Consider the following 25,282-nt stretch of genomic DNA (forward strand, 5'->3'; position numbering starts at 1 on the left):
GTCAATTTGAAACTAAAATGTATGAGGATTATAAGTGATTAGCTAGGCTTAATCGAGTAAGCCTAGCGCACGTTTAACGGGTTTAAAGCTCTTACGGTGCTGTTCTATCACGCCATGTTGCTCAATCGCTTCAAAATGCGCTTTGGTTGGATAGCCTTTATGTTTAGCAAAACCAAATTGAGGGTATTCTTTGTCAAGCTCTTCCATCTCTTGGTCACGAACTACCTTGGCAATAATCGAAGCGGCACTGATTTCAGCGACACGCAAGTCACCTTTGACTACCGCGACACCATCCATCGGTAACTCTGGAACTCGGTTACCATCTATAAGTGCAAGGTCAGGTTGAACAGACAAACCGGCAATCGCACGCTGCATTGCTACCATGGTCGCTTGCAGGATATTAAGCTCATCAATCTCTTCCGGTGAGCAACGACCTACTGACCATGCCAACGCTTTTTCTTTGATCTCTGGCAATAGAGCCAAACGTTTCTTTTCTGAGAGCTTCTTAGAGTCATTAAGCCCTTCAATTGGGTTATTCGGGTCCAAGATCACAGCAGCGGTAACAACATCACCGACCAACGGACCACGACCGACCTCATCAACACCGGCAATTCTCTGGTAACCCTGTGGGTATTCAAATGGTGGAAGTTCTTTTTTTTCTGCAGCCATTATTGGTTTCCTACTATCTTCATTCCAATCAAATTTAGTACCGCATCCGCTGCTTGTTTGTCTGCACCTTTACGGATCCAGTGGTGCATATCTTCGAAACGCTCGATCATAGAGTCTCCACCACCTTCAAATAGTCGAACGATCTCGTTAAAGAAATTTTCCGGTATACATTCTTCCAGAATAAATTCCTTCACCAATTCTTCATCAGCAAGGATATTAGGCAGAGAAACATACTTAGTTTTTACTAAGCGGCGAGCGATAAATGCGGTTATTGCGTTGACGTTATAACCCACCACCATCGGACGTTTCAGCAACATACACTCCAACGCCACTGTTCCTGAGGCTAGTAGGACAGCGTCAGAAGCCGTAATGACGTTACGAGCCGTGTCATCGACCAATTTGAAATCAAGCTCTGGAGCATACTCTTGCCACGCTTGTTCAAATTGCTCCCGGCGTTTTTGATTAACCAGAGCCACCACAAAGCCTAAATCTGGGTATTTCTTATTGAGCTGTTGGCAAGTTTCGATGAATGGCTTCGATAGCATTTTTAGCTCATTGCCTCGGCTTCCTGGAAGGACGGCTAACCATTTTTTGTTTTGCTCTAGGTTCAATAACTCACGAGCGGGTGCTTTCTCTGAGTGGAGCGGAATCGCGTCAGCCAATGTGTGCCCAACAAATTCACAAGGGACATTAAACTTGTCGTAAAAAGCCTTTTCAAAAGGCAGAAATGCGAGTACCAGATTGGTCGCCTCTGCAATGCCATAGATACGTTTTTGACGCCACGCCCAAACAGAAGGACTCACATAGTGGACGGTTTTTATTCCGGCTTTCTTTAAGTCTTTCTCTAATCTTAAATTAAAGTCCGGAGCATCAATACCAACAAACACATCGGGTGGATTTTGTTTGAAGTAACGTACAAGCTCAGCCTTTACATGTAGCAAGCGCTTAAGGCGACCCAATACCTCAACCAACCCCATGACGGCGAGCTCTTCCATATCAAAAAGAGATTCGCATCCTAAAGCCTTCATCTTAGGTCCACCAATACCGACGAACTCTGCATCTGGGTATTGCTCTTTGAGCGCTTTAATGAAGCCTTCACCTAGGGTATCCCCAGATAATTCACCAGCAACAATTCCGATTCTTAGTGGTCGCGTCATGGTTAATTCCCTATGGTTTATACCAATTACATCAATTATCTGGTCATTTTTGCTTGTTAAAATCACTGATAACTACGTTAAAGATTTTGTAGGTAGGACAACTAGCTAGCTTCAATCTTTGCCTTGTTCTAAGCGATTTTTCCTACGCAATTTTCTGAACATTTAATTAATGCAACTGGTATTAAAACAGAAAAAGATCGCCATTAAGTAAGCGATCTTTCTAATTTGGTTACAGTATTCTTTTAGCGAATAATGCCACGCTCAGATTTTTCTAACAACTCAAGCATTGGTTTAACTGCGTCAAACTCTTGTGCCATCTCAATCAAAGACTCTTTCGCTTCTTCCAAGGTTTTGCCTGAGCGGTAAAGTTCTTTGTACGCTTTTTGCAACGCACGAATCTCAGGTTTCTCAAAACCATTACGCTTCAAGCCAACTAAGTTCAGACCAAAAGGAGTGGCATGGTTACCTTGTGCCAGCACATAAGGTAATACGTCTTGTACTACGGCAGAACAACCGCCAATGTACGAGTACGCACCAATGTGACAGAATGGGTGAATCGCAGAGAGTGCCATCACGCCAGCGTAATCACCGACAGTAACGTGGCCACCAAGAATCGCATTGTTACCAATGTGCGTGTGATTGCCAACGATAACATCATGAGCAACGTGTGCATTCACACACAATAAGTTGTCGTTACCGATTACGGTAGTTGCCTTGTCTTGCACTGTGCCGCGGTGAATCTGTACCGCTTCACGAATCACGTTACGATCACCAATCACAACCGTAGTGTCTTCACCACCATATTTCTTGTCTTGGTTTTCTTCACCAACGACTGCATTAGGGAAGATACGGTTCTCGTTGCCGATAGTCGTGTGACCTTTGATCACCACGTGAGACATAATTTCATTGCCTTCACCGATAGTGATGTTGCCTGAGATGTAGGTAAATGGGCCGACGATAGTGTTAGCACCAATCGTTACCTCACCTTCGATCACCGCTGACGGGTGAACTTGAGCAGTTTCATGAATCATATTAGAACTCTCGACGTGCACATTTTAGCTCAGCAGAACACACCACATCACCATCCACTTTTGCCACACCGTTAAATAGAGCGATGCCACGGCGATCTTTGATGAACTCCACTTCGATAATCAATTGATCACCTGGGACAACCGGCTTACGGAACTTGGCGTTATCAACACTAGCAAAGTAGTAAAGTTCATTCTCAGCTGGTGCACCAAATGATTTGAAGGCAAGTAGACCTGTTGCTTGAGCCATTGCTTCAAGAATCAACACACCTGGAAATACTGGAAGCTGTGGAAAGTGACCGGTGAATTGTGGTTCATTAACAGAAACATTCTTAATTGCAGTAAGTGTCTTTGCTTCTTCAAAGTCAATTACGCGATCAATTAATAGAAATGGGTAGCGATGAGGTAGAAGCTCTTGGATCTCAGTGATGTTCATCGTCTTATTTTCAGTAGTCAAAGTCATGTTCCTGTTATCTATATGTATCTTGGGATTATAGACGAAAAAGGCCCGCAGTTTGCAGGCCTTTTTTAAAAGAAAATGCGGTTACGCTTCCGGTTTCTCTTCTAGCTGTTTCTCAACGGCTTTCAATCGCTTGTTCATCTCATCGATACGATGAACGCGCGTTGCAGTCTTGCGCCACTCTTTGTTCGGCTGAAGAGGGATACCTGATGAGTACATGCCCTTCTCTGCAATACTACGCATTACCATGCCCATACCCGTAATGGTCACACCATCTACAATCTCGATATGGCCATTGATCACCGTTGCGCCGCCAATAATGCAGTACTTACCAATTTTAGTACTGCCAGCCACCACTGTACCACCAGCCATAGCCGTACCATATCCGATCTGTACGTTATGAGCGATCTGTATTTGGTTATCGATGATGACGTTATCTTCAATGATGGTGTCATCTAGAGCACCACGATCGACAGTGGTACAAGAACCAATTTCAACCCGATTACCAATGCGAACAGAGCCAAGCTGAGGGATCTTAATCCACTCCCCTTTTTCGTTCGCGTAGCCAAAGCCGTCTGAGCCGATAACCGTGTTGGCTTGAATCAGACAATCAGTGCCGAGAGACACCTCGTGATAGATGCTCACGTTTGACCAAAGTTTAGTATTATTGCCAATCTTAGCGTTTTTACCGATAAAGCAACCGGCACCAATCACGACGTTATCACCTAGAACTACACCGTCTTCGATAACTGCATTTGCACCTACAGAGATATTCTCTCCCAAGGTTGCTTGAGTTGAAATAACGGCTGAAGGGGCGATTTCGGTCGCTGGTGAAGGCGTTGTGTCTAGAGCTTGTGCCACCTTAGCGAAGGCAACATAAGGGTCGTCCACAACCAGCGCATTACCCGTACAAAAGTCTTTTTGTGCTTCCTTAACCATAACTAAAGTCGCACGACACTCTGCTAGGTGTTTAGCATACTTAGGGTTAGACAAGAAAGTCACATGACCTTCTTGAGCTTTGTCCATTGGGGCAACCATAGTCACTGTCGCTTGTGCGTCACCATGAAGCTCGCCACCAGTAATAGTTGCCAATTCGGCTAGAGTGATTGCTGTCATAATCAATTATTTAAGTTGGTTGATAACTTTTTCAGAGATATTAAATTCAGGCTTGCCGTACTGCATCGTTTGGATATCAATGATGATATCGTAGCCTTCTTTCTCTGCTACTTTCTCTACCGCTTCTTGAATTTGCATGAAGAGCTTCTGCTTCTCTTGAGCTTCGCGACGAGCAGATGCTTGTTCAAGTGCTTGACCCTTGATCTTGTACTTGCTGTCTAGCTCTGCAATCTCAACACGTAGCTTCTGAACATCATCTGGACTCATTAGCTCGCCATCACGCTTAAGCTTTTCGATCTTCGTTTTTGCATCAGCCTGAATTGCTTTTAGCTCATCAGCTTTATCTTTGAACTCTTCCTGCATTTTTTGCAGAACAACTTCACGCTGTGGAAGCGCTTGGAAAACCTGTGCAGTGTTAATGTAACCAACTTTCTGCGCTGCTTCTGCCGCGGTAGCCATCATTGAAGAGCTTAATAGTAGTAGGCATAGGCCCGCAGTTTTCATCATGTTTTTCAAAATTGTTTCCTTAAATAATTAGAAGGTTCTTCCGATAGTGAAAGTGAAGAATTCTTCGTCATCACCTTCGTAACTTTTTATTGGTTTCGCCACAGAGAACACCAAAGGTCCCATTGGAGAAATCCACTGTAATGCCGCACCGTAAGATGCACGGAAATTTGTTGGGTCACTGTAATCGTAATACAAATCATTTCCGATCAAATCTTGTTCACGATAATCAAATTCAGTATCCCAAACACTAGCAGCATCCATAAAGAGACTGGTACGAATCTGACTACGTACTTCATCAGATGCGAACGGTGTTGGTACTATCAATTCTAAGCTCGCTAGAGCCACCGCATTGCCCCCCACCGAGTCGTCGGTTACTGACTCATGGGTCGGATTGTTAAATGTACTTCCCTCATATACAGCTCTTGGGCCAACGGAGTTAGAGCCAAAACCACGCAATGAAGTAAAACCACCCGCATAGTAGTTTTCATAAAACGGGAACAGGTTGTCATTACCATCCGTCTGGCCATAACCATTACCATATCCTAATCGACCACGCATCAATAGCGTAAACTCATGTTTTTTCGTTAATGGAACATACTGCCTTACATCATATTGCGCTTTAAAATACTGAGCGTCAGAGCCCGGAACTGTGATCTTGTAAGATGCTCGTTGGTGATTACCGGCCGTTGGGAAGTAACCACGGTTCAGGTTGTTTCGCGTCCAAGTAATGCTGACATCAAAGTCATTGATATTTAGTTCATCTTCATCTTCTTGCCCAATACTGCGAACAAACTTGTCTGCTTGAACATATTCAGGAACATTACCGATCGTATTGTGAGTATACCCAACACCAAATTCGAAGAAGTTCAGCTCATCGAATGGAAAACCCCATGTCAAGCTCGTACCGTAGCTGGTATTGGTATAGTCGATAATACCCGCTTCAGATGCTTCGAATTCGTTATAGAAAACTTTACCACCAAGACTCACACCATCGAGGTTCCAATATGGGTCACGATAGTCGAAGCTTACGTTTTTCTGGTAGTCGTTCATCATTGCGCTGACACCAACGCGGTCACCACTACCAAGGAAGTTATCTTGTTGCAGACCAACCTGGAAGCTGACACCAGACTCAGTACCATAGCCGACACCGAAGTTGATGCTACCAGAGTTCGCCTCTTTCACATTGTAAACTAGGTCTACTTGGTCATCCGTACCCGGTACACGAACCGTTTGCACATCTACCGTTTCAAAGAAGCCAAGACGGTTAAGACGCGCTTTACTGGTTTCTATCGCTTTTGAGTTCAACCAGCTGCCTTCCATCTGACGCATCTCACGACGAAGTACTTCATCTTTGGTTAGGTTGTTACCGGTATAACGAATGTCACGCACATAGATACGGCTACCCGCTTCTACGCTAACTACTAGATTAACTTCTTTCTTCTCGTCGTCGAACTCTGGGATAGTACGGACATTAGGGTAGGCATAACCTGCTTCACCAAGTACGCGCTTCACACCTTCTTCTAAACCAGTCACGGAAGAACCGTTATAAACATCACCCTTCTCAAACGGGTTCATGTTTTTAAACTCTTCTTCTTTTCCGATCAATTCTCCACGGAACTGAACATCATTGACGGTATATTGCTCACCCTCATCCAGACCAAGAGTGATGTAAACGCCCTTCTTATCTGGTGAAATCGCAACTTGTGTTGAGTCGACTTTGAACTTCAAGTAACCGCGGTCAAGGTAGTAAGAGGTCAGTGCTTCGATATCACCCGCTAGTACCTGCTTCTGATATTTATCGTCCGCAAGGAAGTTCCACCAAGCAACATCCACATTGAGGTTAAAACGAGATAACAGTTCAGCATCAGAATAAACTTTGTTGCCGATAAAGTTGATCTGTTGAATCTTCGCAGAAACACCTTCAGTGAAAACAAACTTTAGGTCAGAACGATTACGAGGAAGCGGAGTAACAACCGCTTTTACTGTCGCATTGTATTTACCAACACTGTAGTAAAAATCCTCAAGACCTTTCTCAATGTTGCTCAGTGCAGTGCGGTCCAGCGCCTCACCTACACGTACGCCAGATGCATCCAGGTTTTGTTGTAATTGTTCTTCTTGAATCGCTTTGTTGCCAGAGAAAGAGATGCTCGCGATGGTTGGGCGCTCTTGAACACGCACAACCAATACATTGCCATCACGCAATACTTCAACATTTTCATAGTTACTTGAACTATAAAGAGCGCGGATGATCTCAGACACATCCTGCGAGCCGACAGTATCGCCAACCCTTACCGGAATTTTTAATAGCGCGGCACCCAGTGCTACACGCTGTAAGCCTTCAATTTTTATGTCTTGAACAACAAAACTCTCTGCACCGTTTACCGTAAGGCTTGTGGCCAAAAGAGAGGTAAACAGTAATTGCTTAATCGCCATATGGATTCGATTATTCCTTGCTACAACTAATGCCTAACGCGATACAAATCACAGGCGAGTAAAATCATTAAATATTGCAATAGCCATTAAAGAGAAGATGATAGCACCACCCACTCTGTAACCCACCTCTTGCACCTTCTCTGGTACAGGACGGCGAATAATTGCTTCTATTGCAAAAAACATCAGGTGACCACCATCTAACATAGGCAGTGGCACTAAATTTATTATCCCCAAGTTCACACTGATCAATGCCAAGAAGCCGAGGAAGTAAACCAGGCCATAATCAGCCGTAGTACCCGCTCCTTTTGCTATTGAAATTGGTCCGCTTAAGTTCTCAAGACCAACATGCCCAACGATAAGCTTCTTCAGCATACTGATCGTTAGGTTGATAATTTGTCCAGTTTTCTCTATGGCCTTTGGAATCGCAGCGAATAATCCATACTGCATTTCAAAGCGATAGCTTTCAGGCCACTCTCCTACTTGCGGAGCAATACCAGCAAAGCCTACCACACTGCCATCCGCTAACTCTCGAGACATTGGCGTCAATGTCACATTTCTTTGTGCTCCATCACGCTCAACCGTTAAGTTCAGTGCTTGATTTGGACTATTGCGAATCACTTCCACAAGCTCCGTCCACTCTCCCAAGGTGTCGTCATTGACCGCGACAATAGTGTCATTTGACTGAAGACCTGCTTGCTCACCCGGACTGCCTTCACCGACAGTTTGTAGAGTTAAGAAGATTTCAGGGCTGTACGGCAAAAAACCAAGCGCAGACATCGCTGACTCTTTCTCTGGATCAAACTGCCATTGAGAAATGTCGAGAGTGTAAGTCTGCTCTGAACCAATTTCAGTATTAGAAGAGGCGGTTAGTGTAAGGGTCTGATCTCCAATATGGGATATCAAACCCATATTGACAGATTCCCAATCTGGCGTTTTGATTCCTGAAATGCTCTTTAGTTCCATCCCAGTTTCAATTCCTGCTTCGGCAACAATTGAGTTGGGCGTTACTTCACCAATTACAGGCTTTACAGCTGGAACACCAATAAGGAATACAAGCCAGTAGGCAAAAACCGCAAAGAAGAAGTTAAAAGCTGGTCCTGCACCTACAATTGCCACTCGCTGCCATAACTTTTTATGATCGAATGCTTGTGATTTTTCTTGCTCAGAAATGTCGTCAACACGGCTATCAAGCATCTTAACGTAGCCACCCAATGGAATGATAGAGACGCTGTATTCCGTGCCATCTTTGCCCACTTTAGACCAGATAGACTTACCAAAGCCGATGGAAAACTTTTCAACACGAACACCGCAGCGTCGTGCGACCCAAAAGTGTCCAAACTCATGCACTGCGACTAAGATACCAAGGGCAACAATAAACGAGCCCAAGTTCCATAAGATACCTGTCATTATTAAAGCTTCCTGAAGATAAGTGCGTTATGCGTTCATTTCTGCGATAGCACTCTGTGCCAGCTCTCGCGCCATTCTATCGAGTGACAATATGCTTTCCAAGCTATTCGCATCGCTCGCGTTGAAATCCTGACATACTTTTTCTGTCACTTTAGCATTTATTCGAGCAATATCAGTAAATCGGATCACCTTGTTCAAGAATGCATCAACGGCAACTTCATTCGCTGCGTTCAACGCAGTTGTGGCGTGCTGCCCTTCATAACAAGCATCAATCGCCAGTTTTAAGCAAGGGTATCGCTGATAGTCTGGCTCGATGAAGGTCAGCTCTCCGACTTTGGTAAAGTCTAACGGTGCGACACTAGATGCAACTCGATCAGGGTAAGAGAGCGTCAGGGCAATTGGGGTACACATGTCAGGTTCACCCATTTGCGCCAGCACTGAGCCATCAATGTATTGCACCATCGAGTGGATTACTGATTGAGGGTGGATGATGACCTTTAACTGCTCACGTGAGGCGTTAAATAGCCATTTAGCTTCGATATACTCTAAACCTTTGTTCATCATTGTAGCTGAGTCTACCGAAATCTTTGGTCCCATTGACCAGTTTGGATGAGCAACGGCTTGTTCTGGAGTCACTGCTTCTAGAGTTTCAATGTCACTATAGCGGAAAGGACCACCTGAACCGGTCAATAAAATTGACGAGACGCCTTGCCCTGCCAAATCGCAAGCACCAAGCGTGGTTTGCAGTTGAGCATTTAAGCATTGAAAGATCGCATTGTGCTCACTATCTACTGGCAGAAGCTCAGCGCCACGCTCTTTCACTGCATCGATAAATAGCTGCCCAGACATAACTAAGGCTTCTTTATTTGCTAACAAGATCCTTTTGCCTGCTTTTACTGCTGCCATCGTTGGTACCAAGCCAGCTGCACCAACAATCGCCGCCATAACCATATCAACCTCATTATGACTAGCGACAGCGCTTGCACCATCCACACCAGACAAAACCTCGGTTGAGATTTGTTTTTCAGCCAAGCGAGCGGCTAATACGTTAGCAGCAGCATCATCATGCATCACTGCAAATTGCGGATTCCATTCACAACACAGCTTTACCATCTTATCGACGTTGGTTGCTGCACTGAGTGCAAATACAGAAAATTGATCGCGATTTTCTGCGATAACTTTAAGGGTGCTAGATCCAATAGAACCTGTTGCACCAAGAATCGTTATGTTTTTCATCGGCTAGAGACCATCGTATAAGGAGTGGCAATACACCACTCCTACAAGAATTCATCGAAGAAACGGAAAACGTTTTGCTTAGAATAAGAAGTATAGAAGAGCAAACACAGGGAAAGCAGCAGTCAGGCTATCAATACGATCTAGGATACCACCATGACCAGGAATCAAATTGCTGCTGTCTTTGATACCAGAAACGCGCTTAAACATACTTTCGACCAAGTCTCCTAATACCGATATCACGACCGTAGCGAGAGTAATCACAATCATAGACCAAGCGCTTGTGAAGTGGATATCAAACCAACCGGCAGTAAACCAACCTACAACTAATGCTGCAATGATACCGCCTACTAAGCCTTCGATCGTCTTATTTGGACTCACTTTCGGCGCCATCTTGCGTTTACCGAAGCTTTTTCCAGCGAAATAAGCACCACTGTCTGCAGCCCAGACCAAGAAACAAACAAACAACACCAAGCGTGCACCATGGTACGGATCCAGCTGAACGTTTTCAGCACGCAGCATGACCACACTCCAGAAGAATGGTAACAAAGTCAAAATACCGAAGGCATGGCGAAGTAACTTGGAGTTCTTCCAAATAGGGGTAGAATTAGGGTAAGTAATCGCTAACCAACTCGCGGCAACCCACCAGATCACACCAACAGTCAAAACTGCATAGTGCGCGTTAGATAGCATATTAAGGTTAAGTGCGTCGAAAGGGATGACAAATAAACTGATCGCACCGACCAAAGTTGCTGGCACTAAAGCTGCCATTCGAGACTTGGATTCAACGAACTGAGTCCATTCCCAGAAACCAAGCATCGAGATCGCTGCGAGCATTACGATAAACATTGGCAATGATAGTTCGAAAATCCCCAACATAACTAACGGTGCTAAGATCAGGGCGGTAATTATTCTCTGTTTCAAACCGAGCTATCCTTTTTGTTCATAGAGGCTCTTTGCTCCATTAATTCTTTTATTTGTTCACCAGTCGCACCAAAACGACGTTCTCGTTCAACAAACCAAGTTACAGCCTCTATCAAGCTATCTTCACCAAAATCTGGCCAAAAAACAGGAGTGAAGTACATCTCAGCATACGCTAACTGCCACAGCATAAAGTTGCTTATTCGGCATTCTCCACTGGTGCGAATAAGCAAATCAACTTCTGGAATATCAGACATCGTTAACTCAGAGGTGATCAAATCTTCATCAATTGAGTCAACGCTAATTTCACCCTGTGCTACTTTGTGAGAAATACTCTTCACTGCCTGAGTGATATCCCATTTACCGCCGTAGTTAGCGGCAATATTGATGACCATGCCGCTGTTGGTCGCCGTTAGCTTTTCCGCTTCTTCAATCTTGCGTTGTAGACGCTCGCTAAAACGACTCTTATCGCCAATAATTCTCAAACGAAGATTGTTCTTATAAAGCTTCTTCACCTCGCTAGATAGAACTGAAATAAACAGCTCCATTAACAAGCCAACTTCTTCTTCAGGACGACGCCAGTTTTCACTACTGAACGCAAATAAAGTCACGGCTTGGATACCCATTTTCGCCGCTGAGCGAATGGTTTTACGTACTGCTTGTACACCGTGTTTATGACCAAAGACTCTTGGCTTCCCTTGGCTTTTTGCCCAACGGCCATTGCCATCCATAATAACAGCAATATGTTTTGGTAAAGATTCAGCTAAGGCTTGAGAGTTTTGCATAGATTATAGAGGTGATTATTAAGGGCATGAATCATAGCATAAAAAAAGCGTTGTGCCGAAACACAACGCCTTTCTACGATCTAATAGTTGAGAAATTAAACTTCCATCAACTCTTTTTCTTTAGTCGCTAGAACTTCATCTACTTTCTTAACAGCAGCGTCAGTTAGCTTTTGAATCTCGTCTTGCGCTTTACGATCTTCGTCTTCAGAGATTTCTTTATCTTTTAGAAGTGCTTTTAGATCACCGTTTGCATCACGACGGATGTTACGGATAGCAACGCGACCGCCTTCAGCTTCACCGCGAACGATCTTAACTAGGTCTTTACGACGTTCTTCCGTTAGCGGTGGAAGTGGAACGCGAATGACAGTGCCAGCAGACATAGGGTTTAGGCCTAGGTCAGACATCATGATCGCTTTTTCAACAAGTGGAGTCAGCTCTTTATCAAACACAGTAATTGCAAGAGTACGCGCATCTTCTGCTACTACGTTTGCAACTTGGTTTAGGGGAGTTGGAGCACCGTAGTACTCAACAGAAATACCCGCTAGAAGGCTTGGGTGTGCACGACCTGTACGGATTTTTAGAAGGCTGTTCTTTAGCGCTTCAACGCTTTTGTCCATACGCTCTTGAGCGTCTTGTTTGATTTCGTTAATCACGATTTCACCTTGATTTTATTCTTAATTCCAAGAGATGGGGTCGGCAACAGCACTAAATGTCTGCTGCCCAATACTTGCAGATTACTCAGCTTCGCTGATTAGTGTACCTTCTGCTTCACCCATAACCACGCGGCGTAGTGCGCCTGGCTTGTTCATGTTAAATACACGGATTGGCATTTTGTGATCACGAGCAAGCGTAAATGCAGCCAAGTCCATTACTTTCAGCTCTTTTTCAAGAACACTGTTGTAAGAAAGCTTATCATACAACTCTGCGTCTGGGTTTGCTACTGGGTCTGCAGTAAATACGCCATCAACTTTCGTTGCTTTTAGAACTACATCAGCCTCGATTTCGATACCGCGTAGACATGCAGCAGAGTCAGTTGTGAAGAATGGGTTACCTGTACCCGCAGAGAAGATCACTACACGACCTTGACGAAGTTGAGAAATCGCATCCGCCCAGTTGTAGTCATCACACACGCCTTTTAGAGGGATCGCAGACATAACACGAGCGTTTACGTATGCACGGTGCAGTGCATCACGCATAGCAAGACCATTCATTACTGTTGCTAGCATACCCATGTGGTCACCAACAACGCGGTTCATACCTGCTTCTGCAAGGCCAGCACCACGGAACAAGTTACCACCACCGATAACTACACCTACTTGTACACCTAACTCAACCAGTTCCTTCACTTCTTGAGCCATACGGTCCAAGATTGTTGGGTCAATACCGAAGCCTTCTTCACCTTGAAGTGCTTCACCGCTCAGTTTTAACAGAATACGTTGATATACTGGTTTTGGGTTTGTAGTCATGGAGTTTACCTTCCAGAGTATTGATGATTAACAGTCATGAATAGATATGAGTAACTAGATTAAAGTTCCTAGTACCTAGTTCCTAGAGTCTTCTAGGTTCCAATTTCTAGATACTAGGTACTAGCTTCTAGAAACTAATACCCATTCATCACGATTAATCGTTTGCTCGCTAATCGTAAAAAGACCGCAGCGATTGCCACGGTCCTTATCATCAACTAATACGCTAAGGATTAACCTTTTTGTACAGCTGCTACTTCATCAGCAAAGCTCATTTCTGCAGCTTTCTCGATGCCTTCGCCTACTTCTAGACGAACGAAAGTAGTTACAGCAGCGCCGCGCTCTTTTAGGATTTCGCCAACAGATTTCTTAGGCTCCATTACGAACGCTTGACCTGTTAGAGAGATTTCGCCAGTGAACTTCTTCATGCGACCAACAACCATCTTCTCAGCGATTTCTGCAGGCTTGCCTTCGTTCATTGCGATTTCAACTTGAACAGCTTTCTCTTTTTCTACTACGTCTGCAGGTACGTCTTCTGGGTTAACGAACTCAGGACGAGAAGCAGCAACGTGCATTGCAACGTGCTTAAGAGTTTCTGCATCACCAGCACCAGCAACAACAACACCGATCTTCTCACCGTGACGGTAAGTAGAGATAGCTTCGCCTTCAACGTATTGTACGCGACGGATGTTGATGTTTTCACCGATTTTAGCAACTAGAGCAACACGAGTTTCCTCGAATTTAGCTTGTAGCTCTTCAGCAGTTGCTTTAGTCGCTAGAGCGTCAGCTGCAACTTCTTCTGCGAACGCAGTGAAGCTAGCATCTTTAGCAACGAAATCAGTTTGACAGTTAACTTCAAGAAGAACAGCTACACCGTTTTCTTCTTTGATGATGATTGCGCCTTCAGCAGCTACGTTACCTGCTTTCTTAGCAGCTTTAGCAGCACCTGATTTACGCATGTTTTCGATTGCTAGTTCGATGTCGCCGTTTGTTTCGTTCAGCGCCTTCTTACAGTCCATCATGCCTGCGCCAGTACGGTCGCGCAGTTCTTTAACTAGAGCAGCAGTAACAGCCATTCTCTATTCCTCAAGTTGATTCAATTGGTAAAAATCAGGGGCCTAATTCTGGGCCCCTGTTACTAACTATAACTTAGTTTTTATGTGAGCCATATGACATGACTTAACTAAGTTTCAGCAGAGCCGCTATTACTCAGCTTCTTCTACAAAACCGTCTTTTTCAGTAGCAACTGCTGCAACGTCTTTGTTACGACCTTCAGTCACTGCAGAAGCTGCAGCGTTTAGGTATAGTTGTACTGCGCGGATTGCGTCATCGTTACCTGGGATGATGTAGTCAACGCCATCTGGGTCAGAGTTAGTATCAACAACAGCGTATACTGGGATACCTAGGTTGTTTGCTTCTTTAACTGCGATGTGTTCGTGATCAGCGTCGATTACGAATAGAGCGTCTGGTAGGCCGCCCATGTCTTTGATACCACCAAGAGATTTCTCTAGCTTCTCCATTTCGCGAGTACGCATTAGAGCTTCTTTCTTAGTTAGCTTCTCAAAAGTACCGTCTTGAGATTGTGCTTCAAGATCTTTTAGACGCTTGATTGACTGACGAACAGTTTTGTAGTTTGTTAGCATACCGCCTAACCAGCGGTTGTTAACGTAGAATTGGTTGCTTGCGATAGCAGCTTCTTTAACAGCTTCAGATGCAGCGCGCTTAGTACCTACGAATAGAACTTTACCTTTTTTCTCGCCAACTTTAGCAATCTCAGCTAGAGCTTCGTTGAACATTGGTACAGTTTTTTCTAGGTTAATGATGTGAACGCGGTTACGAGCACCAAAGATGAATGGCTTCATTTTTGGGTTCCAGTAACGAGTTTGGTGACCGAAGTGAACACCAGCTTTCAGCATATCGCGCATTGATACAGTTGCCATTTTAAAATCCTCTATGGGGTTAGGCCTCCACACTCCCCATGAATCCGACCCCTAAGTATCGAAATAAGATACTTGGAGCACCCCGGAACATGTGTCGGAATGTGTGTGATTTAAAGATATAAGTAAGTGGAGCAAAGCCAGCTTCGCCAAGTGGAGAGAACAGTCTTTAGCTTCCGGCGCGCTTTATACCATAAAAACCACTTTACTTGCCAGTAATTTTTCGAATTCACCGACTAGAATGGACGTCAGATTAACAACAATGCTTATCCCCAAAATAGTTGGTGCTGCAGCTAGGCGACAAGAAAATTCAGCCCTATGAGCATAGTTTGCTATGTGATTAGGGTGAATTGACGCAGTCAACAACGCTGCAGCTTCAAATATGAAGGGGATAAACAATTGCGCTTACGCCTGTCGTTGTTAGAATAAAAGCAATTACCAGATATTTAATTGAGAAAGTCGATGTCTATCAAAATCAAAACAGCAGATGAAATCGAAAAAATGCGCGTAGCAGGTAAACTTGCTGCTGACGTTTTAGAGATGATCGAACCTTATGTAAAAGTCGGTGTAACGACTGAAGAGTTAGACCAAATCTGTCACAAGTACATCACTGAAGAGCAAGGTGCTATCCCTGCGCCATTGAACTACCACGGTTTCCCTAAATCAATTTGTACTTCAATCAACCACATCGTTTGTCACGGCATTCCTGCGGAACAAGATGAGATGGGTACGACGGGTAAACTGAAGCCAGCAGTACTAAAAGATGGTGATGTGATCAACATCGATATCACCGTTATTAAAGATGGTTACCACGGTGATACCTCAAAGATGTTCTACGTGGGTGACGTATCTCCAGCGAACAAGCGTCTGTGTATGGTTGCGCAAGAGAGCCTATACATCGGCATGAAGAAGGTAAAACCAGGAGCAACGGTTGGTGACATCGGTACTGCTATTCAGAAGTACATCAAGGGCGTCACGCCTAAGTTCTCTATTGTAAAAGACTTCTGTGGTCATGGTATTGGTTCTGAGTTCCACGAAGAACCACAAGTTGTTCATTACAAAAACCCAGATCGTCGCGTTCTTAAAGAGGGCATGTGTTTTACGATCGAACCAATGATCAATGCGGGTAAGTTTGGCTGTAGTATCGACGGTGATGATGACTGGACAGTTTACACAGGCGACGGTAAAAACTCCGCACAGTGGGAACACACTATCCTAGTGACAGAAACCGGCTGTGAAGTGCTCACTTTACGCAGTGATGAAAACATTCCTCGTCATATGCACAACGCATAATTTCTTGGAAAGCCAAGAAATAGACAACTATTGAAAAATATCTCTGCTTGCAGAGATATTTTTTTATCTGCTAAATTCAATTTTCGTTCTTTTGAACAGACCTTTATTTGCTTGCACGGATTGCATTGTATGTCATACGTTTCTCCTTCAGCCCTAACTGCCGAACAGATCAATCAAAACGATCTCAGAGAGCAATTGCAACTCTTGGCTGAACACCAAAAACAAGAGTTCTTAAACCACCACCCAGTGACCGACCTGGTTCTTAGCCGTTCTGAATATATGGATGAGCTATTATTGCGCTTGTGGCAACACTTTGAATTCCATCAGCTACCCCACATCAGTTTGGTTGCGGTTGGGGGTTACGGCCGAGGAGAGCTTCACCCTCTATCTGATATCGATATCCTCGTTGTCTCACAAAAGGCACTTCCAGAATCACTTGGTCAGAGGGTCAGTGAGTTCATTACCCTACTCTGGGATTTGAGGCTCGAAGTAGGCCACGCCGTTCGCACCATAGACCAATGTGCAGAAATTGGTCGCGAGGACCTCACCGTAGCAACTAACTTACAAGAAGCACGTTTGCTTTGTGGCTGTGAGAAAACATTCAATGCCTTGAATAAAGTGATCCTCTCAGACTCATTTTGGCCAAGTGACGTATTCTACAAAGCAAAAATCGATGAACAAAAAACACGTCATTCACGTTACCACGATACCACTTACAACCTCGAACCCGACATCAAATCCAGTCCGGGTGGCTTACGAGACATTCATACATTGAGTTGGGTAGCTCGACGTCACTTTGGCGCTACAAGCTTGCGTGAAATGAGCCAATATGGTTTTTTAACCGATGCCGAATACCGTGAGCTCGTTGAATGTCAGGACTTCTTATGGCGCGTCCGCTTCGCCCTGCATATCGACTTACGCCGCTACGACAACCGTCTCACATTTGCGCACCAGTCAAATGTGGCTGAACACCTAGGTTATGTTGGCGAAGGTAACCGTGGTGTTGAGATGATGATGAAAGAGTTCTACCGAACACTGCGTCGTGTTGCAGAGCTCAATAAGATGCTGCTTAAGCTATTTGACCAAGCAATTATCAATAAAGGCGAAATTGCACCTGCAGAAATCATTTCCAATGATTTTCAACGTCGTGGTCACCTGATCGAAGCTCGCAAGCCTGCTCTATTCCAAGCAAGGCCCGAAACCATCCTTGATATGTTTATCCATATTGCCAATGACTCTACGATTGAGGGGGTAGCTCCCGCGACACTGCGCCAGCTTAGAACCGCTCGCCGCCGCCTAAATAAGTTCCTACACACGATACCTGAAGCGCGAGAGAAGTTCATGGAGTTGGTTCGCCACCCAAATGCGCTGCACAAAGCATTCAGCTTAATGCACAAGCTCGGCGTGTTAGCCGCTTATTTACCTCAATGGAGCCAGATTGTCGGCCAAATGCAATTTGACCTGTTCCATGTCTACACAGTGGATGAGCATAGCATTCGCTTGTTAAAGCAAATTAATAGTTTTAGTTACGCTAAAAACCGCGATAAGCACCCTATATGCTGCGAAGTATACCCTAAAATTCAGAAAAAAGACTTATTAATTCTTGCAGCGATCTTCCATGACATTGGAAAGGGCCGAGGTGGTGACCACTCAGAGATTGGAGCTGTAGAAGCTTACGAGTTCTGTATTGAGCATGGTTTATCAAAACCTGAAGCTAAGCTTGTCTCTTGGTTAGTTCAGAACCACTTACTAATGTCTGTGACTGCACAGCGTCGCGATATTTACGACCCCGATGTGATTACTGAGTTCGCCAAAAAAGTCCGTGACGAAGAGTACCTTGAGTACTTAGTTTGCCTGACCGTTGCCGATATATGCGCCACCAACCCTGAACTCTGGAATAGTTGGAAACGTACCCTACTTGCAGAGCTATTCCATTCTACGCAAAGAGCATTGCGTCGCGGTTTAGAGAACCCTGTCGATGTTCGTGAACGTATTCGCCACAATCAACAGATGGCCTCGGCACAGTTGCGGAAAGAAGGCTTCACTGCTCGTCAAATAGAAGTACTTTGGCAACGCTTTAAAGCGGACTACTTCTTGCGTCATACCCACCAGCAGATTGCATGGCATAGCCAACATTTACTCACGCAAGAAGACCCGTCTCACCCGTTGGTGCTCATCAGCAAAAAGCCGTCGCGCGGTGGGACCGAAGTATTCGTGTACTGCAAAGACCAACCCGCCTTGTTTGCAACCGTTGTTGCAGAACTAGATAGACGCAACCTCAATGTTCATGATGCTCAAATCATGCTCAGTAAGGATGGCTTTGTACTCGACACCTTTATGGTACTTGACCAAAACAGTCAGCCGATTGAGGAGCCAAGGCACGAAGCCATTATCAAACATTTGACTCATGTATTATCCGATGGACGCCCTACCAAACTGAAAGTTCGCAGAGCACCAAGAAACCTTAAACACTTTAATGTTAAAACCCGTGTCGACTTCATACCGACCAAGAGTCAGAAAAAAACACTGGTTGAGTTTGTAGCCCTCGATACTCCAGGGCTACTAGCTAAAGTAGGCGCAACCTTCGCCGATTCTAAGGTGAACATTCATGCCGCAAAAATTACCACTATTGGTGAACGTGCAGAAGACTTGTTCATTATCACCAGTGAAACCGGTGGCCGTTTAAGCGAGGAAGAACAAACCGAATTACGTATTAGACTTACGGAATCGGTTGATGAATTGAGCCCTAGCTAGATCAATCCCACAACTCTTCACTTCCATAATAAAAAGTTGGTCGTGAAGTTGATCTACACACTATCTAGCGCATAATTAGACTGCTACATTTGAAGAATGTAGTAGTCATAACTTACTGATAGAGGTCGCTTATGTACCCAAACCTCACTGGATTAGGGATCAATGAACCAGAGCAGATTGAACGTTACTCTCTACGTCAAGAAGCTCACAAGGACGTGCTAAAAATTTATTTCCGCAAGCAGAAGGGTGAGCTTTTCGCGAAAAGCGTAAAATTCAAATACCCGCGCCAAGTAAAAAGTGTCCTTGTCGATGGTGGTAGCCATCAGTACAAGAATATTACCGAGATCAACCGTAACCTGACTCTAGTGATTGATGAACTCAATAAGATCACGAAACCACAGAAACCGGCAGAAGTGGATGTTAAACAGAAGATCCTTACCGATCTTCGTCACTTAGAAAAAGTCGTGGCAAGCAAGATCGCCGAGATCGAGGCGGATCTAGAGAAGTTGAAGTAAAAGCTAGAGAGCTAGAGAGCTAGAGAGCTAGAGAGCTAGAGAGCTAGAGAGCTAGAGAGCTAGAGAGCTAGAGAGCTAGAGAGCTAGAGAGCTAGAGAGCTAGAGAGCTAGAATTTTGAGGGTTGGCGTGAAAACGTCAACCCTTTTTATTTCATAGACTTCTTTATGTCACCCGCAATAATGATGAATAAATGAGTTAGGTACCTTTTGTGCGCTGTGTTACGAGGCTTGATTGAATAATTAGAATTATACGTTCGCAAAGATCTCCTACTACGCTCCTTCGTCGCTATAGGAGATGATGACACTTATACGCTCTCTTAGCGCCATAAAACAAAAAAGGCTCCCAACAGGAGCCTTTCAAATCGTATTTTTCAATCAAATAGCTTTAGTTCAAGGAAAAGGCGCGGAGTTTACGGACGTAAATGAGCACCTTTGACACAGAAATTAAGCTATTTGAGCCAGAAAAATTAAGCGTAAACTGGTAGACGCTTACAGATTTCCAATACTTTTGCTTTGGTTGCTTCGATAACAGACTCATCACCCATGTTATCTAGGATGTCACACATCCAGCCAGCAAGTGCTTTCGCGTCTTCTTCTGTGAAACCACGACGAGTAATCGATGGTGAACCGATGCGGATACCTGATGTAACAAACGGGCTACGAGGGTCGTTTGGTACTGAGTTCTTGTTTACTGTGATGTTTGCTGCACCTAGTGCTGCGTCTGCTTCTTTACCAGTGATGTCTTTGTCGATCAGGTCAACAAGGAATAGGTGGTTTTCAGTAGAACCAGAAACGATGTTATAACCGCGCGCTAGGAATTCAGCTACCATTGCTTTTGCGTTTGCAACAACGCGTGCTTGGTATTCTTTGAATTCTGGTTCTAGTGCTTCTTTAAATGCTACCGCTTTACCCGCGATTACGTGCATTAGAGGACCACCTTGACCACCAGGGAATACAGCTGAGTTCAGCTTCTTGTAAAGCTCTTCACCTTCGTTAGAAAGGATTAGACCACCGCGAGGACCTGCTAGTGTTTTGTGCGTCGTTGTTGTTACAACGTGTGCATGAGGTACTGGGTTCGGGTAAACACCCGCTGCAATGAGACCCGCTACGTGTGCCATATCAACAAATAGGTAAGCACCTACTTTATCAGCGATTTCACGCATGCGTGCCCAGTCACAGATTTGAGAGTAAGCAGAGAAACCACCGATGATCATCTTAGGCTTATTCTCAACCGCTAGACGCTCCATCTCTTCGTAATCAATTTGACCTTTTTCATCGATACCGTAAGGGATGATGTTGTAAAGCTTGCCAGAGAAGTTTACTGGAGAGCCGTGAGTCAGGTGACCACCATGTGCTAGGCTCATACCTAGAACGGTATCGCCTGCATTTAGAAGGGCCATGTAAACAGCATTATTTGCTTGAGAGCCTGAGTGAGGCTGTACGTTCGCGTACTCTGCACCGAACAGTTCACATGCACGCTCGATAGCTAGCGTTTCAACTTTATCAACGTACTCACAGCCGCCGTAGTAACGCTTGCCTGGGTAACCTTCAGCATATTTGTTAGTAAGCTGAGAACCTTGAGCTTCCATTACACGTGGGCTTGTGTAGTTTTCTGAAGCGATTAACTCAATATGTTCTTCCTGGCGAAGAGTTTCTTCTTGGATAGCTGCGAACAGGTCCGCATCGTAATCAGCGATGTTCATATCACGCTTAAGCATCTGTATCTCCTGACTCAGATTTTACTGAAAGTATCAAAAAAACCACACAACGACTAAACGCAAACGTTTTCGTCACCGTAATGGCGCGTATTCTACATAATTTGATCTAGGTCATAAAGAGCAAATATAAGAATTTTTTATGTAGTTTTTTCATAATGACAATGAGGGCTAATAATGCATCGAGAAACAACATTCAAGTCCGACCACAGTGTCAATTATTAGCTTTACACCCTGTAAAACTTTAATTACACAGCTTAGCTGTCAATTTATCTATCAAACTACCGTAATTACAAAGCTTTCTCTACTATGCGCAGCAATATTTGGATAGATAATTGTTAAGCTGATGGAAAAACATACACACAAAGAAGATGTTATTGCAATACTGACCGCAACCTTTCTCGTTGCACAAGGTGTTTTCTTCTTACAGTCCGCGAATCTTCTTACCGGAGGTACCACAGGCCTGGCATTACTATTGAGCCAAATCCTGCCATTTACCTTTGGTGTGCTTTACTTTGTCTGTAATTTACCTTTTTACGCACTAGCGTGGAAAAGGTTCGGCAGTAAGTTTGCCATCAACAGTGCGATTTCGGGAGCATTGGTTTCTATTTTTGCAGACAACCTCTACTTAGTAATCTCTCTAGATAAAGTCAATGAGGTGTATTGCGCCATCGCTGGCGGTCTTCTGATGGGATTAGGAATGTTGATTCTATTTAGGCATCGTTCAAGCTTAGGGGGCTTCAATGTGCTGTGCTTGGTAATTCAAGATAAGACGGGTATCTCTGTAGGAAAAACTCAGCTAACGATCGACTGCCTAATCTTAGCGGCCTCACTCTTCTTCGTAACTCCTTGGGTGATCTTCGCTTCGATTATTGGTGCACTGGTTCTTAATGTAGTACTTGCGATGAACCACAAACCTACCCGCTATACGGTTCGCTACAGCTAACACTTGAATAGATGTAACTCGAAAGCGACAAAAAACGGGAGCCGCGCAGGCTCCCGTTTTCTATTCGTTCATGATCAGTTTACTAAGGTACAATTTCTAAAAAGAATATTGCCGACTTCCAATCTGGCATCATCTCCCTTAGCGATGAAAGTTACCCCATTAATTGGCGGTTTTGTTCCGTCATCCAGAATGTACTTCATACCTGACGCTGCAGGGTACTTTGCTAAACGATAGTCTTTAGAACTTGAATTAAGATAAGCGAACTCATCACCATCAAATGCAATCTGGAACCCCTTATTTCCCTCACACTGATATGAAGTATATGAGAGCCCTACTGGTAACTCATCGGAATCAATAAATGCTTTCTTTGTACAACCCGAAAGTACAATCGCACCAAGGATAATAGTTACTGCTCTCTTCATCATGACCTCACCTTCCATTGGTTACCACCGCCCCTTAAGAAAGCTGAATCATTTGCTTTTTAAGTAATCCGGTACGTCTTTAATGCTATCTAATACGATATCTGCCAGCTGCTCACCCTTTTCAGTGACAGGTTTACCGGTACGCACAAGAATCTTAGTGCCAACACCAGCAGCCTCAGCAGCCATTAGGTCTTCTGCTTTATCGCCAACCATCACTGAATTAGCCATATCAATCTTCAGGAAATCTCTTGCAGAAATGAACATCCCTGGCTTAGGTTTACGGCAATCACAGTCGATTTTGTATTCGCCAATGCCTTTCTCTGCATGGTGTGGGCAATAATAGATACCGTCAAAATCAACACCATTGTCCGAGAAGTTCCAGTCCATCCACTGAGTCAAAGACATAAAACGGTCTTCGCTAAACATGCCACGAGCAATACCAGACTGGTTCGTCACCAGTACTAATTGGTATCCCATTGCCTTGAACGCTTTTGTAGCTTCAAATACACCATCAATGTACTCGAAATCATGCTCGTCGTGTACGTAGCCGTGATCGACATTAATTACGCCATCACGATCTAAAAAAACTGCTGGTTTAGCCAAAATTCTTATCTCTTTATGTAGTTACACGTTAATTATTGCACGCTTTATTTATTACATCACCTTCTAATATGAACATTCGTTTCCCCGTTAAATCTTTTTAGACGTCTAGACGTCAAAATATCTGTTGACTTGTTAAAATGAAAACCATAGCATCAACCTATAAATGAGATGTTGATCAAAACTTTATTCTGTTCCCCTGTACAGGCATATCCATGATTCAAATTAACCAAGTAGACAAAGTCTTCTATCAAGGCGATAAAGAAATAAACGCCCTGAAAGATATCAATCTTCACATTCCTCAAGGCACTATCTTTGGTGTTATCGGCTCTTCTGGTGCAGGGAAAAGCACACTTATCCGCTGTGTAAACATGCTAGAGGCTCCAACCCGTGGTGAAGTGATCGTTGATGGTGTAGATCTAACTAAACTCTCTAAATCAGAATTAGGGAAAGCGCGCCGTAATATCGGTATGATCTTCCAGCACTTTAATCTACTTTCATCTCGTACTGTATTTGAAAATGTTGCGCTACCTTTAGAGCTAGCAGGACGAGACAAAACTGAATTGACTAAAAAAGTGACCGATTTATTGGCTCTTGTTGGTCTTGCAGACAAACACGATAGCTACCCATCAAATCTAAGTGGCGGTCAAAAACAACGTGTTGCAATTGCTCGTGCCCTAGCATCTGACCCAAAAGTACTGCTATGCGATGAAGCAACCAGTGCACTCGACCCTGCTACTACTCAGTCAATTTTAGAGTTACTTAAAGAGATAAACCGCAAACTTAACATTACTATGCTGCTTATTACCCATGAAATGGATGTAGTGAAGAGCATCTGTCATGAAGTCGCTATCATCGGTGGTGGTGAGCTGGTTGAAAAAGGCACGGTTGGTGAAATCTTCGCACACCCTAAAACAGAACTTGCGCACCAGTTCATTCGTTCAACGCTGGATCTCTCTATTCCAGAAGATTACCAGCAGCGTCTGCAACAGATTCGTGTAAACAGCAGCTACCCACTTGTTCGTCTTGAGTTTACTGGTGCGACCGTCGATGCACCTGTAATGAGCCAAATCGCTCGCAAGTTTAATATCGATGTAAGCATTCTGAGTTCAGACCTAGATTATGCCGGTGGTGTAAAATTCGGAATGATGGTTGCTGAGCTATTTGGTTCAGAAGAAGATGATAATGCAGCAATTGAGTATCTGCGCGAACACAATGTAAAGGTAGAGGTACTTGGCTATGTCCTTTAACACGATTTCTGAATGGCTGAGCCTCAACGGCGACCTACTACTTAAAGCAAGCTGGGAAACCATTTACATGGTTGCCGTGGCAGGTATTGTTGGTTTTGCTGTGGGCATTCCACTCGGCGTTATTCTGCATACGACGAAAAAAGGTGGCTTGCTTGAGAACACCAAGCTTAATAGCATTTTAGGCGCTATCGTAAATATCGGTCGCTCAGTGCCTTTCTTAGTGTTGATGGTTGCGATCATTCCAGTAACTAAGCTATTGATTGGTACGTTTATTGGTACTACTGCAGCCATTGTACCGCTAACGATTGGTGCGATTCCATTTGTTGCCCGTCTCATTGAAGGTGCACTACTAGAAGTTCCAACAGGTTTAGTCGAAGCCGCTCAATCAATGGGGGCAACGCCTACTCAAATTATTACCAAAGTACTGCTACCAGAAGCATTACCGACCATCGTTAACTCTGTCACTATTACCCTTGTGACTCTAGTAAGTTACTCAGCGATGGCGGGGACTGTTGGCGGTGGTGGCTTAGGTGACGTAGCAATCCGTTATGGCTTCCACCGTTATGATGTCGTTATCATGGCTGTCACTGTAGTCATGCTTATCGTGTTGGTACAAATCATTCAATCAATCGGTGACTCAATTGTTCGCCGTGTTGACCACAGATAACTTA

Annotated in this window: 24 protein-coding genes; 6 read left to right on the top strand and 18 right to left on the bottom strand. The window is 44.2% G+C overall.

Going from position 1 to position 25,282, the window contains the following annotated elements; translation table 11 throughout:
• Positions 1 to 48: 48 nt before the first annotated feature.
• The 15 genes from rnhB to rpsB form a co-directional block, all read right to left on the bottom strand.
• Positions 49 to 669 (bottom strand): ribonuclease HII, encoded by a 621-nt coding sequence (rnhB, locus tag DPF91_RS05725; protein ID WP_117233480.1) that lies wholly within the window; start codon positions 667 to 669, stop codon positions 49 to 51.
• Positions 669 to 1,826 carry a lipid-A-disaccharide synthase gene (lpxB, locus tag DPF91_RS05730; protein WP_117233481.1) on the bottom strand — a complete coding sequence of 386 codons (1,158 nt, stop codon included), beginning with the start codon at positions 1,824 to 1,826 and terminating at the stop codon, positions 669 to 671. Before lpxB ends, rnhB begins: the two co-directional genes overlap by 1 nt.
• Positions 1,827 to 2,068: 242 nt before the next feature.
• Complete coding sequence (gene lpxA / locus DPF91_RS05735; RefSeq protein ID WP_117233482.1) at positions 2,069 to 2,857, bottom strand: acyl-ACP--UDP-N-acetylglucosamine O-acyltransferase; 789 nt, start codon at positions 2,855 to 2,857, stop codon at positions 2,069 to 2,071.
• Position 2,858: 1 nt separating this feature from the next.
• Complete coding sequence (fabZ, locus tag DPF91_RS05740; RefSeq protein WP_117233788.1) at positions 2,859 to 3,311, bottom strand: 3-hydroxyacyl-ACP dehydratase FabZ; 453 nt, start codon at positions 3,309 to 3,311, stop codon at positions 2,859 to 2,861.
• Positions 3,312 to 3,398: 87 nt separating this feature from the next.
• Complete coding sequence (lpxD, locus tag DPF91_RS05745) at positions 3,399 to 4,430, bottom strand: UDP-3-O-(3-hydroxymyristoyl)glucosamine N-acyltransferase (RefSeq protein WP_117233483.1); 1,032 nt, start codon at positions 4,428 to 4,430, stop codon at positions 3,399 to 3,401.
• Between the two features lie 6 nt (positions 4,431 to 4,436).
• Complete coding sequence (locus tag DPF91_RS05750; RefSeq protein WP_117233484.1) at positions 4,437 to 4,946, bottom strand: OmpH family outer membrane protein; 510 nt, start codon at positions 4,944 to 4,946, stop codon at positions 4,437 to 4,439.
• 18 nt (positions 4,947 to 4,964) lie between these two features.
• Positions 4,965 to 7,370: an outer membrane protein assembly factor BamA gene (bamA, locus tag DPF91_RS05755; RefSeq protein ID WP_117233485.1), complete on the bottom strand. Its 2,406-nt coding sequence runs from the start codon at positions 7,368 to 7,370 to the stop codon at positions 4,965 to 4,967.
• Between the two features lie 48 nt (positions 7,371 to 7,418).
• Positions 7,419 to 8,777 carry a sigma E protease regulator RseP gene (rseP, locus tag DPF91_RS05760; protein WP_117233486.1) on the bottom strand — a complete coding sequence of 453 codons (1,359 nt, stop codon included), beginning with the start codon at positions 8,775 to 8,777 and terminating at the stop codon, positions 7,419 to 7,421.
• Between the two features lie 27 nt (positions 8,778 to 8,804).
• A complete protein-coding gene (ispC, locus tag DPF91_RS05765; protein ID WP_117233487.1) occupies positions 8,805 to 10,013 on the bottom strand; it encodes a 1-deoxy-D-xylulose-5-phosphate reductoisomerase in 1,209 nt (402 codons plus the stop codon).
• Between the two features lie 78 nt (positions 10,014 to 10,091).
• Complete coding sequence (locus tag DPF91_RS05770) at positions 10,092 to 10,934, bottom strand: phosphatidate cytidylyltransferase (protein WP_117233488.1); 843 nt, start codon at positions 10,932 to 10,934, stop codon at positions 10,092 to 10,094.
• Positions 10,931 to 11,716 carry an isoprenyl transferase gene (locus DPF91_RS05775; protein ID WP_117233489.1) on the bottom strand — a complete coding sequence of 262 codons (786 nt, stop codon included), beginning with the start codon at positions 11,714 to 11,716 and terminating at the stop codon, positions 10,931 to 10,933. The genes DPF91_RS05770 and DPF91_RS05775 overlap by 4 nt, the downstream gene beginning before the upstream one ends.
• 95 nt (positions 11,717 to 11,811) lie before the next feature.
• Entirely contained in the window at positions 11,812 to 12,369 is a 558-nt protein-coding gene (gene frr / locus DPF91_RS05780; protein WP_117233490.1) for a ribosome recycling factor, read from the bottom strand.
• An 81-nt stretch (positions 12,370 to 12,450) separates the two neighbouring features.
• Complete coding sequence (pyrH, locus tag DPF91_RS05785) at positions 12,451 to 13,182, bottom strand: UMP kinase (RefSeq protein ID WP_117233491.1); 732 nt, start codon at positions 13,180 to 13,182, stop codon at positions 12,451 to 12,453.
• 230 nt (positions 13,183 to 13,412) lie between these two features.
• On the bottom strand, positions 13,413 to 14,255 hold the full coding sequence (gene tsf, locus DPF91_RS05790; protein ID WP_117233492.1) for a translation elongation factor Ts: 843 nt from the start codon (positions 14,253 to 14,255) through the stop codon (positions 13,413 to 13,415).
• Between the two features lie 129 nt (positions 14,256 to 14,384).
• Positions 14,385 to 15,119, bottom strand: a complete 735-nt coding sequence (rpsB, locus tag DPF91_RS05795; protein WP_117233493.1) for a 30S ribosomal protein S2 — start codon at positions 15,117 to 15,119, stop codon at positions 14,385 to 14,387.
• A gap of 459 nt (positions 15,120 to 15,578) precedes the next feature.
• Here rpsB and map point away from each other — a divergent pair, with 459 nt between their 5' ends.
• From map to DPF91_RS05815, 3 genes are all read left to right on the top strand, one after another.
• Positions 15,579 to 16,409, top strand: a complete 831-nt coding sequence (map, locus tag DPF91_RS05805) for a type I methionyl aminopeptidase (RefSeq protein WP_117233495.1) — start codon at positions 15,579 to 15,581, stop codon at positions 16,407 to 16,409.
• A gap of 129 nt (positions 16,410 to 16,538) precedes the next feature.
• Positions 16,539 to 19,163 (top strand): bifunctional uridylyltransferase/uridylyl-removing protein GlnD, encoded by a 2,625-nt coding sequence (glnD, locus tag DPF91_RS05810; protein WP_117233496.1) that lies wholly within the window; start codon positions 16,539 to 16,541, stop codon positions 19,161 to 19,163.
• A 131-nt stretch (positions 19,164 to 19,294) separates the two neighbouring features.
• Positions 19,295 to 19,678 (top strand): DUF3461 family protein, encoded by a 384-nt coding sequence (locus DPF91_RS05815; RefSeq protein ID WP_117233497.1) that lies wholly within the window; start codon positions 19,295 to 19,297, stop codon positions 19,676 to 19,678.
• 467 nt (positions 19,679 to 20,145) lie between these two features.
• On the opposite strand, the gene glyA is transcribed toward DPF91_RS05815, so the two are convergent.
• The gene (gene glyA, locus DPF91_RS05820) at positions 20,146 to 21,396 is read right to left on the bottom strand and encodes a serine hydroxymethyltransferase (RefSeq protein ID WP_117233498.1); all 1,251 of its coding nucleotides are present in this window, start codon (positions 21,394 to 21,396) and stop codon (positions 20,146 to 20,148) included.
• 343 nt (positions 21,397 to 21,739) lie between these two features.
• On the opposite strand from glyA, the gene DPF91_RS05825 reads away from it, so the two are divergent.
• The gene (locus DPF91_RS05825) at positions 21,740 to 22,339 is read left to right on the top strand and encodes a YitT family protein (RefSeq protein WP_117233499.1); all 600 of its coding nucleotides are present in this window, start codon (positions 21,740 to 21,742) and stop codon (positions 22,337 to 22,339) included.
• 74 nt (positions 22,340 to 22,413) lie between these two features.
• Here DPF91_RS05825 and DPF91_RS05830 read toward each other — a convergent pair whose 3' ends face one another.
• Together DPF91_RS05830 and gmhB are read right to left on the bottom strand one after the other, a co-directional pair.
• The gene (locus DPF91_RS05830) at positions 22,414 to 22,764 is read right to left on the bottom strand and encodes an MliC family protein (RefSeq protein ID WP_164684056.1); all 351 of its coding nucleotides are present in this window, start codon (positions 22,762 to 22,764) and stop codon (positions 22,414 to 22,416) included.
• 45 nt (positions 22,765 to 22,809) lie between these two features.
• Complete coding sequence (gene gmhB / locus DPF91_RS05835; RefSeq protein ID WP_117233501.1) at positions 22,810 to 23,364, bottom strand: D-glycero-beta-D-manno-heptose 1,7-bisphosphate 7-phosphatase; 555 nt, start codon at positions 23,362 to 23,364, stop codon at positions 22,810 to 22,812.
• 212 nt (positions 23,365 to 23,576) lie between these two features.
• On the opposite strand from gmhB, the gene metN reads away from it, so the two are divergent.
• Both metN and DPF91_RS05845 read left to right on the top strand, forming a co-directional pair.
• Entirely contained in the window at positions 23,577 to 24,611 is a 1,035-nt protein-coding gene (metN, locus tag DPF91_RS05840; protein WP_117233502.1) for a methionine ABC transporter ATP-binding protein MetN, read from the top strand.
• On the top strand, positions 24,601 to 25,278 hold the full coding sequence (locus DPF91_RS05845) for a methionine ABC transporter permease (RefSeq protein WP_117233503.1): 678 nt from the start codon (positions 24,601 to 24,603) through the stop codon (positions 25,276 to 25,278). The genes metN and DPF91_RS05845 overlap by 11 nt, the downstream gene beginning before the upstream one ends.
• Positions 25,279 to 25,282: the final 4 nt, after the last annotated feature.

It is taken from the genome of Vibrio maerlii (assembly GCF_003415655.1).
Taxonomy (GTDB): domain Bacteria; phylum Pseudomonadota; class Gammaproteobacteria; order Enterobacterales; family Vibrionaceae; genus Vibrio; species Vibrio maerlii.